This is a genomic window from Pseudomonas sp. SDI, assembly GCF_003105155.1.
GTDB lineage: Bacteria > Pseudomonadota > Gammaproteobacteria > Pseudomonadales > Pseudomonadaceae > Aquipseudomonas.
The window spans coordinates 88,257-102,502 of sequence record NZ_QETK01000021.1 but is presented as its reverse complement, the minus strand read 5'-3'; the positions used below and the strand labels follow the sequence as shown (position 1 = coordinate 102,502).

Here is a 14,246-nt window from a genome sequence, read left to right as displayed (position 1 = left end):
TGCCAAACGGGCTGAAACTGTCCGGGCTATTGAAGCGCATCAACAGTGGATTGAAGCCTCGATAACTACCCAGCAGGTAGTGCCCGGTCATCGGTTCTGCACGTTCACCGGTAAAGCCCAGCAGGCATGGCGCCGCACTGTTTGCCGGGTTTTGGCCATAGGGCGTGTAGCGCGCCTGGCTGAGCGTTGGGCCTAGCACATGGCTGACCGAGCGCTGGACGTCGGTGGCCAGCAGGCTTGTCGTGCCAAGCGCAGGGTTGCGTTGCGCCAGCAACTCGTCACCCACTTGCAGGATTGCCCAAGCGTTTTGCCCTTGCACTTCGTTCGTCAAGCGGCCTTGTTGGTAAAAGCGCTGCACGGCCAACTGCCCGGCGCCTTCGCCACTCGCCAGTTGATCCAGGCACGTGTAGCGATAACGCTGCCGTATGGCGTTGGAGAGTATTGGCATTTTTAGCGTCTTCCTATAAATAGGAGCACTGCCGTGTTTGGGCGAAATAGCTTGAACTGTTGGTTCTGCGCGGCTTTATCTGTGCTGATGTGGACTTTAGCCCTCTGGCGCATAAAGTCACTTGGCAGAAATATCAGATCGCCCCTGCGCAACCGGGTATTTCACGCCCGGCGAATAAGCAGTTGGCGTTTGGGTTGAAATGTTTTTGGACGATAAGGGGTTTGTCCGAACAGTTCGGGTGTGAGGATGTGGCTCGGCTGGGGGGGATTATGAAAGTAAAGCATGGTGCTGTGTTCTGCTTCGAACGAAAGCACTGGTCGTTTCAGTTTTGTTGCAACGACCTGGCCCAAGGCAGGTGCTGAGCCGTCGGCTGCTGCACTAAAGCAGACAATGGTCGTGATGGATTTGACCTTTTTCAGATCGTGGCTTTGAGAAATATACTTGGCAAACTCCTTGCCGTTCATGCCGACATCACCCTCATACAGCATCGCCTTACCCGGTGTGCCGTGCATAAATAGGCTCAAGTTGTCGCCTGTTTCATTGGTAAACGAGAAGGCATAATTAGACAGTTTTTTGTAATTATGAATGGGCACCCAGGTGCCCATCTTGGAGGCATAAGGTTGTGCCGGGGCCGGTGACATTGTTTTCCCAGCGCGGGTAGATCCAGTCGCCGTCTTTTTTGAACCTCTCGTCAGCGCTTTCAGAATATTTCGGAAGAAAGAGTGCCCACTTGGATCGCGCCGATTCACCGGGTCGCCTGCGCAATAGGCGTACGCATTCAGTCCGCCGTTGCCAAACGGGCTGAAACTGTCCGGGCTATTGAAGCGCATCAACAGTGGATTGAAGCCTCGATAACTACCCAGCAGGTAGTGCCCGGTCATCGGTTCTGCACGTTCACCGGTAAAGCCCAGCAGGCATGGCGCCGCACTGTTTGCCGGGTTTTGGCCATAGGGCGTGTAGCGCGCCTGGCTGAGCGTTGGGCCTAGCACATGGCTGACCGAGCGCTGGACGTCGGTGGCCAGCAGGCTTGTCGTACCAAGCGCAGGGTTGCGTTGCGCCAGCAACTCGTCACCCACTTGCAGGATTGCCCAAGCGTTTTGCCCTTGCACTTCGTTCGTCAAGCGGCCTTGTTGGTAAAAGCGCTGCACGGCCAACTGCCCGGCGCCTTCGCCACTCGCCAGTTGATCCAGGCACGTGTAGCGATAACGCTGCAGTATGGTGTTGGAGAGTATTGGCATTTTTAGCGTCTTCCTATGAATAGGACCACTGTCGTGTTTGGGCGAAATAGCTTGAACTGTTGGTTCTGCGCGGCTTTATCTGTCCTGACGTGGACTTTAGCCCTCTGGCGTATAAAGTCACCTGGCAGAAATATCAGGTCGCCCCTGCGCAACCGGGTGAGGTGCTGATAGGTCCAGAGATAACCGCGTACCTTTCGCGTAGCGTGGGAATACTCGCTTTCTCTTGATGGGGCTCAGGCCCCTTCACTCCGCGGTTCAAAACTGTCCGCCCGCGCCATTTGCCACATCCGCGAGTAGAACTCGCCATTCACCTCGCCGGTGAGCAGTTCCCCAGGCTTGAGGAACACGTGCAACTGTGAGAACAGCTTGATTTCGGTCGCCGACATGCGCCGCACCAGGTGCTTGGCTTCCAGCTGCGAAGGGTGGTCCAGGCCGGCCGCCGCGAGCATCTCGGCCAGTGCCTTGAGCGTGTTGCGGTGGAAGTTGAACACCCGCTCGGCCTTGTCCGGCACCACCAGCGCGCGCTGGCGCAACGGGTCCTGGGTGGCGACGCCGGTCGGGCACTTGTTGGTGTGGCAGCTTTGCGACTGGATGCAGCCGATGGCGAACATGAAGCCGCGCGCGGCGTTCGCCCAGTCGGCGCCGATGGCCAGCACACTGGCGATGTCGAAGGCGCTGACGATCTTGCCGCTGGCGCCGAGCTTGATCTTGTCGCGCAGGTTCAGCCCGACCAGGGTGTTGTGCACGAACAGCAGGCCTTCGCGCAGCGGCACGCCGATATGGTCGGTGAACTCCACGGGGGCGGCGCCAGTGCCGCCTTCCTTGCCATCGACGACAATGAAGTCGGGGAAGATTCCGGTTTCCAGCATGGCCTTGGCGATGCCCATGAACTCCCAGGGGTGGCCGAGGCAGAACTTGAAGCCCACCGGTTTACCGCCGGACAGCTCACGCAACTGGGCGATGAACTGCATCAGTTCGAGTGGGGTGGAAAACGCGCTGTGGCGTGACGGCGAAATGCAGTCTTCGCCCATCAGCACGCCGCGGGTCTCGGCGATTTCGCGGGTGACCTTGTGCTTGGGCAGAATACCGCCGTGGCCGGGCTTGGCGCCCTGGCTCATCTTGATTTCGATCATGCGCACTTGCGGGTTGCGCGCCTGCTCGGCGAAGCGTTCGGGGTCGAAACGGCCGTCGGCGGTGCGGCAGCCGAAGTAGCCGCTGCCCAGTTCCCAGGTCAGGTCGCCGCCATGTTCGCGGTGGTAGGGGCTGATGCTGCCCTCACCGGTGTCGTGGGCGAAATTGCCGAGCTTGGCGCCCTGGTTGAGGGCGCGGATGGCGTTGGCGCTGAGCGAACCGAAGCTCATGGCGGAGATGTTGAACACCGAGGCCGAGTAGGGCTGGCTGCATTGCGGGCCGCCGACGAGGACCCGGAAGCTGGTGGGGTCGCTGAGTGCTGCCGGGCGCATGGAGTGGCCGATGAATTCGAAACCGGATTGGTAAACGTCGATCAGCGTACCGAAGGGTTTGTCCGAGGCTTCGTTCTTGGCGCGCGCGTAGACCAGCGAGCGCTGGGCGCGGGAGAAGGGCAGGGCGTCGCTGTCGGCTTCGAGCAGGTACTGGCGGATTTCCGGGCGGATGCCTTCGACCAGGTAGCGGATATTGCCCAGGATCGGGTAGTTGCGGCGCACGGCGTGGCGGCTTTGCAGCAGGTCGAACAGGCCGATCAGGCTGAGCACGGCGGTGCTCAGGGTGAACGGCCAGAGCCAGTCGCGCTGGAGAAAGGGCAGGCTGGCAAGGGTGAACAGGACACAGGCGGCGAAAAAGGCGTAACGGCTGAGTAGTGACAGGCTCATGCAGGCTCCGGGTTCTGGCACGTCTGGGCTAAGACCTTATATCGAATAGGGAAATGAAAGCCAGCGAAGCTGCCCGGCGCAGCCGTGTAAAGCGCTGGCGGGGCCCGCCGTTGCACAACAGTTGCCCCCGGCCCTCGGCAAATGTGATCCTTGCCCACCAAGACTGCCTGCCCTGAGCCGCCCATGAGCAAAACCATCCGTATCGCCGCCGCCCTCCTGCTCGACGCCCGTGGCCACACCCTGCTGGTGCGCAAGCGCGGTACGCTGGCCTTCATGCAGCCCGGCGGCAAGATCGAAGCCGATGAACAACCGCTCACCGCCCTGGCCCGCGAACTGTTCGAAGAGCTTGGCCTCAGCATCGACCCCAGCCACGCGCATTACCTCGGCCACTTCAGCGCCCCGGCGGCCAACGAGCCCGGCTTCGAGGTGCAGGCCGAACTGTTCCAGCTGCGCATCGACAGCAAGGTCCAGCCCGCCGCCGAAATCGAGGAAGCCGTCTGGGTCGACGTCGATGCCCTTGGCGACCGGCACCTGGCACCGCTCACCCGCGACCTGATCCTCCCCCACTACCGGCAAAGGAATGCCCAATGATCCCACTGCATGACTGGCTGCTGTTCACCGGCGCCGCGCTGCTGATGGTCCTGACCCCAGGGCCGAACATGATCTACCTGATCTCGCGCTCGATCTGCCAGGGCCGCATGGCCGGTGTGACCTCGCTGATCGGTGTGGTCGCCGGCTTCTTCGTGCACATGAGCGCCGCCGCCATCGGCCTCACCGCGTTGTTCATGGCCGTGCCGCTGGGCTACGACCTGTTGCGCTGGCTCGGCGCCGGCTACCTGCTGTGGATGGCCTGGCAAGCGGTGAAACCCGGTGCCCGCTCGCCGTTCCAGGCTCGCGAGCTGCCCGCCGACTCGCCGAAAAAACTGGTGCTGATGGGCTTTCTGACCAGCGTGCTGAACCCCAAGGTGGCGATCTTCTACCTGTCGATCCTGCCGCAGTTCATCACCCCGGAACACGGCTCGCTGTTGGCCCAGAGCCTCACCCTGGGCCTGACCCAGATCGCCGTGAGCTTCTCGGTCAACCTGCTGATTGCACTGTTCGCCGCCGGCCTGGCCGCCTGGTTCGTACGCTATCCGCTGTGGCTGATGCTGCAACGCTACGTGATGGGCTTTGTGCTGGCCGCGCTGGCGCTGCGCCTGGTGCAGGAGCAGCGTCAACTGGTCTGAGGTTCAGCGCACTGCGCTGACGCCGTCGAGGGTCGAGAACGAGGTGTCCTTGGCCGTGAGCAGGAAGTCGCGCATGTACGGCGCATCGAGCATGTCGGTGCGCACTGCGGCATACAGGGTGGCGAACAGGCCCTTGTCACCCAGGCGCTTGCCCTTCACATAGCCGCGCGAGCTGTACTCGTGCAGCGCCCAGTGCGGCATGCCGCACACGCCGCGGCCGCTGGCCACCAGTTGCATCATCATCACCGTCAGCTCCGCGGTGCGCACTTGCGCCGGCTCGATATCGGCAGGTTCCAGAAAGCGGGTGAAGATGTCCAGGCGGTCGCGTTCCACCGGGTAGGTAATCAGGGTTTCCGTGGCCAGGTCGTCCGGCACCACGAACGGCCTGGCGGCCAGCGGGTGCTGGTTGGCCACCGCGAGCATGGCTTCGTAGGTGAACAGTGGCACATAGGTGATCCCGGCCAGTTCCAGCGGGTCGGAGGTTACCACCAGATCGAGGTCGCCACGCGCCAGCGCCGGCAGCGGGGCAAAGGCAAAGCCTGAGGCCAGGTCCAGCTCGACTTCCGGCCAGGCATCGCGGAACTGGTCGATGGTCGGCATCAGCCACTGGAAGCAGCTGTGGCATTCGATCGCCATATGCAGGCGCCCGGCGGTGCCGCCGGCCAGCCGGGCAATGTCGCGCTCGGCGCCGCGCAGCAGCGGCAGGGTGGCATCCGCCAGTTGCAGCAGACGCAGGCCGGCGCTGGTAAAGCGAATCGGCTTGGTCTTGCGCATGAACAACTGCATGCCCAGGCGCTCCTCCAGTTCCTTGAACTGGTGGGACAGTGCTGACTGCGTCAGGTGCAGGCGTTCGGCCGCCTCGACCAGGCTGTCGGCTTCGCGCAAGGCATGCAGGGTTTTCAGGTGACGAATTTCCAGCACCACAGGCTCCATGAATAAATTTTGAGATGAACACGAATTTGTTGAGTTTGTCTCATGTTGCCCTGGCTGTCGACAATAGCGCCATCTTTTACAGGAAGGACGTTTTGTCATGGCAGTGGCCCACAACCTTGGTTTCCCGCGCATTGGCGCAGACCGTGAACTGAAGAAAGCCCAGGAGGCCTACTGGAAAGGCGACCTCGATCAGGCTGCTCTCTGCGCAGTCGGTCGCGCGCTGCGGGCCCGCCATTGGCAATTGCAGAGGGACGCCGGCATCGAGCTGCTGCCGGTGGGCGACTTTGCCTGGTACGACCAGGTGCTGAGCCACTCGCTGGCTTTCGGCGCGATCCCCGAGCGCTTCGCCGCGACCCTGGACGACAACGGCCGGCCGACCCTCGACACCTTGTTCGCCATGGCCCGTGGCGCCAGCGCCAGCTGCTGCGGTGGCGAGCCAGGCCAAACCCAGTACGCCCAGGAGCTCACCAAGTGGTTCGATACCAACTACCACTACCTGGTCCCGGAATTCAGCGCCGAGCAGCGTTTCCGGCTGAGCTGGGACCAGTTGTTCGACGAAGTCGACGAAGCCCTCGCACTGGGCCACACGGTCAAGCCGGTGCTGATCGGTCCATTGACCTACCTGTGGCTGGGCAAGGTCAAAGGCAGCGAGTTCAACAAGCTTGACCTGCTTGAGCGCCTGCTGCCGGTGTACGGCGAAATCCTCAGTCGCCTGGCCCGCCAGGGCGTGGAGTGGGTGCAGATCGACGAGCCGATCCTCGGTCTGGACCTGCCACAGGAATGGAAGAACGCCTTCGAGCGCGCTTACCACATCCTTCAGTACTCGCCGCTGAAAAAGCTGGTGGCCACCTACTTTGGCGGCCTCGAAGACAACCTCGGCCTGGCAGTCGGCTTGCCGGTAGATGGCCTGCACGTCGACCTGGTGCGGGCTACCGAGCAGTTGCCTGCGGTGCTCGACCGCCTGCCGACCTACAAGGTGCTGTCGCTGGGGGTGGTCAACGGTCGCAACGTCTGGCGTTGCGACCTGGAACAGGCGTTGGCCCTGTTGCAGGAAGCCAGGCAGCGTTTCGCTGCCAACCTCTGGGTGGCCGGCTCCTGCTCGCTGCTGCACTGCCCGGTCGACCTCGACCGCGAAGACCAGCTCGATGCCGAGCTGAAAAGCTGGCTGGCGTTCGCCGTGCAGAAGTGTGGTGAGATCGCCGTATTGGCCCAGGCCCTGGACCACCCGCAGGCCCCGGCTGTGCAGCAGGCGTTGGCCGTCAGCCGCGCGGTACAGCAACGCCGCGCGGCCTCGCCACGCATCCATAAACCGCAGGTGCAGGCCCGCCTGGCCGCCATCGGCGCCGCCGACAGCCAACGGCAGGCGCCGTTCGCCCAGCGTATCGACGCCCAGCGGGCCCGCTTGCAACTGCCGGCATTCCCGACCACCACCATTGGTTCGTTCCCGCAGACGTCGGCCATTCGCCTGGCGCGGCAGGCCTTCAAGCAGGGCAAGCTGTCGGCCAACGACTACACCGATGCCATGCACCGCGAAATTCGCCACGCAGTGGAAATCCAGGAACGTCTCGGGCTGGACGTACTGGTGCACGGCGAAGCCGAGCGCAACGACATGGTCGAGTACTTTGCCGAGCAGCTCGACGGCTACAGCTTCACGCGCTTTGGCTGGGTACAGAGCTACGGTTCGCGCTGTGTCAAGCCGGCGATCATCTACGGTGACCTGAGCCGCCCGCAGGCGATGACCGTGGCCTGGATCGAATACGCGCAAAGCCTGACCGGCAAGGTGATCAAGGGCATGCTCACTGGCCCGGTGACCATGCTGATGTGGTCGTTCCCGCGCGAAGACGTTTCGCGCAAGGTGCAGGCACAGCAGCTGGCGCTGGCGATCCGCGACGAGGTGGTCGACCTGGAGCAGGCCGGTATCAAGATCGTGCAGATCGACGAGGCAGCGTTCCGCGAGGGCCTGCCGTTGCGCCGGGCGCAATGGAACGACTACCTGGACTGGGCCGTGGAAGCCTTCCGCCTGTGCGCCAGCGGCGTGCGCGACGAAACCCAGATCCACACCCACATGTGCTACAGCGAGTTCAACGACGTGATCGAGGCCATTGCCGCGATGGATGCCGATGTGATCACCATTGAAACGTCGCGTTCGGATATGGAGCTGCTCGACGCCTTCGAAGCGTTCGATTATCCGAACGACATCGGTCCGGGCGTGTACGACATCCATTCGCCACGGGTGCCGGACACTGCCGAGATGGTCAAGCTGATGCGCAAGGCAGTCAACCGCATCCCGGCCGAGCGGCTCTGGGTCAATCCCGACTGCGGCCTGAAGACCCGCGCCTGGCCAGAGACCGAAGCGGCCCTGGTGAACATGGTCGCCGCCGCCCGCCAGTTGCGTAGCGAACTGGCCTGAGGCAGCACGGCCGGCCCTTTCGGGCCGGCTTTTTTATCGGGTGCACCTCAGTAGTACTGTTCGAAAATCTTCCGTGCTAGCGGCCGGCCAATCGCCCCGCGCCAGATCGGGTCGGCGGTCGTCCCTTGTGTTTGCTGCCATTGCAGGCCGAGGCGGCGTTGCGTGGCGGTTTTCAGGTGGGCTTTGGTAAAGCTGTCGAAGGGTGGCCGCACAGCGTTGTAGTGGAAGTGCGCATACCACATCGGTCTGGCGACAGTCTGGGTAATGTCGCGGATCTCGAATTCCACCAGGAAATCGCGCTGTCCTTGAAAACGGCCGGGTAACTCTTTGGCCGGTCCGATACGCAGGATCTCGACAGCCTGATTGTCGACCAGGAAGTCCAGCAGGCCTTCGCTCGGGGTGACGCTTTCCATCGATTTGGCAATCCGCAGGGCACGTCCGCTGGCTGCCAGTTGTTCGGCGCGCGTGCGCAGCTCGCCAACCAGGCTTGAGCGCGCGTCGAGGCGCTCGATGCGAGTAGCCCGGGTGTGTAGGGCGGTGGCTTCGCTGAGCAGCATTTCTTCCAGATCGACCGGCAGCAGGCTACGCCGGCTGTAGTGGTCTTCAACCCGGCGCTGGTAGGTGTCGACGTTGCCCAGCCGCTTGCGCGCCTCGGCCACCAGCTCGGCCATGTCGACGGACAGTGGCAATTCCGGGTGGCTTTCGCTGTCCAGGGCCCACCTCGAACCGTGTTGTACGTAGGTTTCGTCGTGGCCGTTGATCCCCGGTACGGTAAAGCTGCGCGCGCGGGTGGCTGAGGCGGGCACCTCGATACCCGTGAGCAACTGGTTATCTACGGTTTCGAAGATCCGTTTGCGGCTAGCAGGGCCCGGGGCTCTGGGGGGCGCGACATAGTCTTTGCTCAGTTGCGCCTGCGCGCGTTGGCGAGTGGCCTCCAACTGGTGCTGCAGTGCGTCGACCAGTGGCGCATCGAACTGCTCGGGCGAACTCAGGCTCCAGGCATCCAGTTGCCGACGGTAGTGCGTATAGCACTGTAGGCACTGCTCAAGGATCTGCCGCCGTTGTGTCACGGTGGCCTGTACCTCATGCAGGCTGAACTGGTTGTGCAGCGCCCGGTCCAGCCGGTTGCGCGCCTGGGCCACGTCGTAGCGCAGGTAGAGCCAGGCGGCATCCGGCTCGGTCAGGTTGTTCAGGATGATTTCCAGCAGATTGGCTGTTTTCAGGTATTCCTGGGTCACCGCCGGCATCCGCTGGTTAAGCGATTCGACGCTAGGCAGTACCTTGGCCTTCATGGCGCGGTCGCCGATTTCCTTGACCCAGGTGTTCATCTGCTCTTGCAGGCTGCTCCATTCATAGAGGTTGAGCAACTGCTGCTTGCGGATCGCCTTGCTTTGCTCCAGCCGCCGCAAGAACGTCTCGATGTTGTGTTGATTGTCCAACGACACACTGATGCCCCTGATTGCGTCGAGGTTGTCGTTAATGTTGCTGATCAGGAGGTCCAGCCGCCGCACGCTGCGGTCGGTAATGACCCAGGCGGCGCGCCAGCGAAACTGCTGGTAGTGTCTGCGTTTGTGGCCGTGCACCAGCGGCAGCAACTGGTCGATGGTCTGGGTCAGTTGCAGGGCCATTTCGATGTCGCGGGCGCAGGCCCGGTCGATGCTCTGGGTCAACCCGCCGCGCTGGTCACGGGCCACGCTGTGCATGTGATCGAGTTGGTTGTTGCTTTGCCGGGTTTGCGTATCGAGACGCTGCGCCAGCGTATCGATTTCGTCGGTCAAGCGCAGTTGACGACGCAAGGCCTGGTCGGTCCACCAGCGTGGCAAGCGCTCGCGAAGCGTCTCTGGCCAATATGGTTCGATGCCGTCGGCCAGGCGCCCGAGCACTCCGCCGCCGCCGGCCAAACCACCCTTGACCAGGCGCCCATAGAGCGCGCCATGGGTTTGCCATTCGCCGTGCTCGTCGAGGGCAATTGGTTGTTTATAGGTTTTCACCCCGTTGCCGCGCAGGCGCCAGGTCGGTGGCGCGTCGTGCAGTTCGACCTCGAAGGTTCGCCCTTGGCTGATGATGAAGTTGCCTTCAGCGTGCCGGTAGACCCCGCGATAGGTGCCGCTGCGTTCCGGCAGCAGGCCGGCGAGGCTGATCTCGCGGCCGTACTGATAGCCGGCAAACTGCGCCACTGCGACCTTGGCCGTGCCCAGCGTCGGGTGCAGGCGGGCGATGCCACCGCGCAGCGCTGCGAGTTGTCGCTGACGGGTGAACTGGCGGCCAAGCTTGTGCACCTGGCTGGCGCCGGGCGCGAGGTCCATGAACGCGTCGATCAGCGACAGCAACAGCGACTCAAGCTGTATCAGGCCATGCCCGACCTTGCCGCGCAGCAACGCCGCAGTTGCCTGATTGGCGCTGTTCCAAGCGTCATACAGGGCAATGCCGGTGCCGACGAAGGGCACCACGCCGAGGGCCATTCTCAGGTAGTTGAAGACCATGCCGCTGTTGCGCGCGAACTGCTCGAAGTACAGCGTGTCGTTGGAACGCGAGCTGCGCCGATGGGCTTCGATCTGTTGGCCCATGGCTACGTCGACCAAGTGGGCAGCCAGCGACGTGCTGGCCGGCCACGCCGCGCCGACTGCGATGATGCCATCGAAGCGTGTCAGGTGCGCCTGGTTGATCCGTGCCACGTGCGCTTGCGGATCGCCAATCAGGGCGCAAGCACCCAGGTAATTACGCATGGCACTGCTCAGGCTTAGTCGGAACAGCCCAAGCCGCGCTGCCTCCAGGCTGGGGTATTGGCGCAGGCAGTTGCCATCGGGGGCATCCGGTAGATACAGCACGGTGAGGTGCGTGCTGCGTTGGTGGATGAAGTTGATCCCGCTGAGGGTCACGCCGCGCATCTGAGTGTCGCTGCCGCCGCTGCTCAGGCGGGCCGCGAGCAGTTCGATATCGCCGCCCTCGACCGGGTAGGCTTCGGCACGTTCGGCACGTTCGGCACGTTCGGCATTGATGGCGATCTGCAGGATTTGCCAGGCATCTGCGTCCAGTTGCTGGCGTTGTCGGGCCTGCTCGCCTTGCAGCAGCAACATCAGCCGTAGCGGCTCCACGAGGGATTCGCGACGGTAGGCAACACTGTGTGCAGACTCGCTGGCGGTGCCGCGAAAAGCGCTGTAGATGCGCTGTTCGTATGCCCCGGCAACGTCGAGTTGGGGCAGTGTACGCAGCAGCCAGTGGCGGTCGATAGCGGCGCTTAGGGTGTCGTGATCCTGTGCAGTCGCCGCTTCGATCCGTATCCGCATGAAGTGCAGGCGCTGGCGCAGGTCGTCGTCGATATTCTGCAGGGCCAGGGCTTCCAGGCTATGGCTGCTGCGCTCCTTGCTGGCTACCGGCACTTCCCGGGTGGGCACGCCATGAGTACCGCCGTTGACCAGTTCGCGCTTGAAGTCGACACGGTCGGGCAGGTCGAAGCTGATGCGAGCAGCACCTTGCAATGCAAAGTCGTCGCGCAGCCGTTGCGCGATGCTCTGCTCGACGAACTCGGTGCGGCTGGGCAGGTCGCGCTCCAGCAGCGCATGGGAGCGGTGCATCGCGGCGATGTAACCTTCAAGCAAGGCCTTGATGCGCAGGCGCGTTGCTTCGTCCGGATTGTTCAGCCAGTCGGGCAGTTGTTGCGCCAGCTGTGTGGTCTGCTGCTGCTCGCGGAGCAATTCGAGGGCGGCACTGCGTGCGGCACAGTGAGGGTTGCTCAACGCCTTGCGCGCCTGCTCGATAAGCTGCGCCAGGGCCTGAGGGATTTGCGTCGAAGATGAGCGCTGCAGTTCGACGGCTTGTTGCTCATAACTGTGCAGTTGGGTTTGCAAGGCGTAGTCCAGGGCGTCGCTGCCGATCACACTGTAGGCAATACTTAGCGATGGGTCGCTGGCAGCGATCTTGAACAGGCTGTGTTCCATCTGTTGGCGGCTGGCGAAACGTTGCAGTCCGCCGCCTGTGCCGGGCAGGTAGAGCAGTACGCTGGCGCTGTCCTGGTCGTCGCCGGCAGAGAGCAGCAGGGCGCCCGGCAATTCTTCGCTGTGCCGTCGTCCTTGCGGATCGAGAACGTTCAGCGTCAGGTTGGCCGCCAGCGCGAGACGGGGGGGGCGGTTCGTGGCGTCGGGCGTCCGGGCGAAGGCTTCGAGCATGCTTTGCTCGCCGTCGTCGAGCAAACCCAGCGTGTGCTGGATACGGCCTTCGGCACGCAGGCCGTCGAGCCGGGCCCGGTACAGGGCGGTAAAGGGCGCGCTGTTGCGCAGATTGAACAATTGCTCCGGGGCTTGCGCGTCGAGCAGCGCCGCCACGGCACTGGCGGCTGCCGCGTTTGCCTGCTCCTGGGCGGCCAGCGCAGCCTTTAGCGTCGCATCGCCCTCGGGCACGGCCTCAAGGGCGTCGTACTGTTGCTTGAGCGCGGCCCAGCGCGTGCTCAGCGGTATGTCGATATGCAACTGGCCGAAGCAGTCCAGGCTGGCGCTGGGTTCCGGCTGAACGCTCGGCAACACTGGTGGCTCGGCGAACAGGGGCGCGACGCTGGTTGGTTGTGACCTGCTGCGTGCGGCTTGCAGTTGATCCAGCCATTGCTGCACGAACGTCTGTGGCTCGGCAGTTGGCGGGGGATTGATCGAGGTGTGGGGGGCGCCACTGGCCAAGTTGAACTGGGTGGCGGCTTCAAGATGGATACGGTAGAGCTCGACGGCCAGTTCCTGGCGCGACCATGGCGTGGCGGGCGCCCTGGCAGCCCAATGGCGCTGCCAATCAGTAGGGGGGGCGGTTGCGGCGGGCAATTGCGCGAGCAGGCTTTGCAACTGACGGTAGGCGTCGGCCCAGCGGCGGTGCGCGGCCAGCGCCAGGCTTTCGTCGCGAAGCGTAGGGGGCTGGGGGCTGTGCAGGTCGAACTCGATCGAGGGGGTGTCGCTCAGTGGCGCAATTAACGGGTGCATGCGGCTGCCTCTGCGGCTGGCTGGTGAGGCTTGCCATTAAAAGGGGCTGCTCCGGGCGCAGGCGCTAGATATGTAATGTGCCGACCGTTCGCCCGGGTTCACGAAATTGTCATCGAATTGTGCAGGTGCGCCGGCAATAACTTCATCAGACTCGTGCCTTGTTGGGGATTTGCGTTCTGGTGTTTTCATGCGGGTTTATCTTTTTCTTCTGGCGCTGTTGTTGGCGCTGCCTTCCTTTGCCACTGCGCGTTGCGCCGTCGATGTGCCGACCGAGTTTGCCGAGCTGGGCCAGGTGACCCTGGCCTACCAGAGCATTGGCCGGCGCAGCGACCCGGCGTTGCTGCTGGTGATGGGTTTGGGTGGGCAATTGATCCATTGGCCGGACGAGGTGGTGACGGCGCTGTGCGAGCAGGGTTTCCGGGTGATCCGCTATGACAACCGCGATGTCGGCCTGTCGACCTGGAACCAGCCGCCGGCCAGTGCCAACCTGAGCGTTGAAGTCTTGCGCTACAAGCTCGGTCTGCCGCTGGCGGCGCCGTACACCCTGACCGAGATGGCCGACGATGGCCTGCGGCTGATGGATGCATTGCAGGTGCAGCGCTTTCATGTGTTGGGGGTGAGCATGGGCGGGATGATTGCCCAGCACCTGGCGGCGCAGGCGCCGGCGCGGGTCGAGAGCCTGACCCTGATCATGTCCAGTTCCGGTGCGCTCGGCTTGCCGGCGCCAGCGCCGGCACTGGTCGAGCAACTGGCGCGGCGTGGCGCGCCGAATCGCGCGGTGGCGCTGGAACAGCAGGCCGATCTGCTGGCGGCGCTGGGCAGCCCGCAGTACCCGGACGACCGGCAGGTGTTGTTGCAGCAGGCGGCGCAGGCGTACGACCGGGCGTTCAACCCGGAGGGGGTGAAGCGGCAGATCATGGCGATCCTCGCCGAGCCGAGTCGGGTGGCGTTGCTGAACCAGCTGCGCCTGCCGACCCTGGTGGTGCATGGCACGGCCGATCCGCTGTTGCCGGTAATGCATGGGGTGCACCTGGCGGCGCATATCCAGGGCAGTCAGTTGAAGCTGATCCCAGGCTTGGCACATCGCTTCCAGGAGCCGTTCAAGGCACAACTGCTGGGGGCGGTGTTGCCGTATCTGCAGGTGCAGCGGTTGGCGGCTACGCAGGTGGCGGTGTATTGATCT

Annotated in this window: 9 protein-coding genes; 4 read left to right on the top strand and 5 right to left on the bottom strand. The window is 63.4% G+C overall.

Going from position 1 to position 14,246, the window contains the following annotated elements:
- The 3 genes from DCO48_RS15350 to DCO48_RS15340 all read right to left on the bottom strand — a co-directional run.
- Positions 1-448, bottom strand: a 448-nt coding sequence (locus DCO48_RS15350; protein ID WP_305887846.1) for an RHS repeat-associated core domain-containing protein, incomplete at its 3' end; no start/stop codon positions are given.
- 161 nt (positions 449-609) lie between these two features.
- Entirely contained in the window at positions 610-1,686 is a 1,077-nt protein-coding gene (locus DCO48_RS15345; protein WP_116551461.1) for an RHS repeat-associated core domain-containing protein, read from the bottom strand.
- A 233-nt stretch (positions 1,687-1,919) separates the two neighbouring features.
- Positions 1,920-3,536 (bottom strand): FMN-binding glutamate synthase family protein, encoded by a 1,617-nt coding sequence (locus DCO48_RS15340; RefSeq protein WP_116551460.1) that lies wholly within the window; start codon positions 3,534-3,536, stop codon positions 1,920-1,922.
- A 183-nt stretch (positions 3,537-3,719) separates the two neighbouring features.
- Between DCO48_RS15340 and DCO48_RS15335 the strand changes: the two genes are divergently transcribed.
- Both DCO48_RS15335 and DCO48_RS15330 read left to right on the top strand, forming a co-directional pair.
- Positions 3,720-4,127 (top strand): NUDIX domain-containing protein, encoded by a 408-nt coding sequence (locus DCO48_RS15335; protein ID WP_116551459.1) that lies wholly within the window; start codon positions 3,720-3,722, stop codon positions 4,125-4,127.
- Positions 4,124-4,762, top strand: coding sequence for a LysE family translocator (locus DCO48_RS15330; protein WP_116551458.1), 639 nt, complete (start codon positions 4,124-4,126; stop codon positions 4,760-4,762). Before DCO48_RS15335 ends, DCO48_RS15330 begins: the two co-directional genes overlap by 4 nt.
- 3 nt (positions 4,763-4,765) lie before the next feature.
- Here DCO48_RS15330 and metR read toward each other — a convergent pair whose 3' ends face one another.
- The gene (metR, locus tag DCO48_RS15325) at positions 4,766-5,683 is read right to left on the bottom strand and encodes a transcriptional regulator MetR (protein ID WP_116551457.1); all 918 of its coding nucleotides are present in this window, start codon (positions 5,681-5,683) and stop codon (positions 4,766-4,768) included.
- Between the two features lie 109 nt (positions 5,684-5,792).
- Here metR and metE point away from each other — a divergent pair, with 109 nt between their 5' ends.
- Entirely contained in the window at positions 5,793-8,105 is a 2,313-nt protein-coding gene (metE, locus tag DCO48_RS15320) for a 5-methyltetrahydropteroyltriglutamate--homocysteine S-methyltransferase (RefSeq protein ID WP_116551456.1), read from the top strand.
- A 47-nt stretch (positions 8,106-8,152) separates the two neighbouring features.
- Here the strand turns inward: metE and DCO48_RS15315 are convergent, their stop codons facing one another.
- The gene (locus DCO48_RS15315; protein WP_116551455.1) at positions 8,153-13,063 is read right to left on the bottom strand and encodes a dermonecrotic toxin domain-containing protein; all 4,911 of its coding nucleotides are present in this window, start codon (positions 13,061-13,063) and stop codon (positions 8,153-8,155) included.
- 187 nt (positions 13,064-13,250) lie between these two features.
- On the opposite strand from DCO48_RS15315, the gene DCO48_RS15310 reads away from it, so the two are divergent.
- The gene (locus DCO48_RS15310; protein WP_116551454.1) at positions 13,251-14,243 is read left to right on the top strand and encodes an alpha/beta fold hydrolase; all 993 of its coding nucleotides are present in this window, start codon (positions 13,251-13,253) and stop codon (positions 14,241-14,243) included.
- The last annotated feature ends 3 nt before the right edge of the window (positions 14,244-14,246 follow it).

What these genes read in the sequence shown, in the direction of transcription:
- DCO48_RS15340 (WP_116551460.1), bottom strand. Translation starts at nt 3,536, where the DNA reads ATGAGCCTGTCACTACTCAGCCGTTACGCCTTTTTCGCCGCCTGTGTC.
- DCO48_RS15330 (WP_116551458.1), top strand. Translation starts at nt 4,124, where the DNA reads ATGATCCCACTGCATGACTGGCTGCTGTTCACCGGCGCCGCGCTGCTG.
- DCO48_RS15315 (WP_116551455.1), bottom strand. Translation starts at nt 13,063, where the DNA reads ATGCACCCGTTAATTGCGCCACTGAGCGACACCCCCTCGATCGAGTTC.
- DCO48_RS15310 (WP_116551454.1), top strand. Translation starts at nt 13,251, where the DNA reads ATGCGGGTTTATCTTTTTCTTCTGGCGCTGTTGTTGGCGCTGCCTTCC.
- metE (WP_116551456.1), top strand. Translation starts at nt 5,793, where the DNA reads ATGGCAGTGGCCCACAACCTTGGTTTCCCGCGCATTGGCGCAGACCGT.
- DCO48_RS15335 (WP_116551459.1), top strand. Translation starts at nt 3,720, where the DNA reads ATGAGCAAAACCATCCGTATCGCCGCCGCCCTCCTGCTCGACGCCCGT.
- DCO48_RS15345 (WP_116551461.1), bottom strand. Translation starts at nt 1,686, where the DNA reads ATGCCAATACTCTCCAACACCATACTGCAGCGTTATCGCTACACGTGC.